Origin of the sequence: Exiguobacterium sp. SH5S4, from assembly GCF_004337045.1 — a bacterium.
GTDB lineage: Bacteria > Bacillota > Bacilli > Exiguobacteriales > Exiguobacteriaceae > Exiguobacterium > Exiguobacterium aurantiacum_A.
Map to the genome: position 1 here is coordinate 1 of NZ_SJUQ01000084.1, position 397 is coordinate 397.

At 49.9% G+C, this 397-nt stretch carries 1 protein-coding gene; it reads left to right on the top strand.

What is annotated here, in order from left to right; translation table 11 throughout:
- A partial coding sequence (locus EVJ32_RS16070) for a POT-type proton-dependent oligopeptide transporter (RefSeq protein WP_201740707.1) occupies nucleotides 1-397 on the top strand: 397 nt, incomplete at both ends.

Genomic DNA, 397 nt, shown 5'->3' on the forward strand with positions numbered 1-397 from the left:
ACATCGCCTGTCGCGGAATGGTGAAAGACATTGGTTCTGAACCCGACTTCCGGCCGATGAGCTTCAGCAAACTGTTGTACGTGTTACTTGGCAGCGTGGTGATGATCTTCGTCTGTGCATGGCTGATGCACAACGTAGAAGTCGCCAATCTGGTGCTGATTGTTCTCTCTATCGTCGTCACCATCATTTTCTTTCGTCAGGCATTCAAGCTGGATAAAACCGGGCGCAATAAAATGTTTGTCGCCTTTGTCCTGATGCTCGAAGCGGTGGTGTTTTACATTCTCTACGCCCAGATGCCAACGTCGCTGAACTTCTTTGCCATCAACAACGTGCATCATGAAATTCTCGGCTTTTCCATCAACCCGGTCAGCTTCCAGGCGCTTAACCCGTTCTGGGT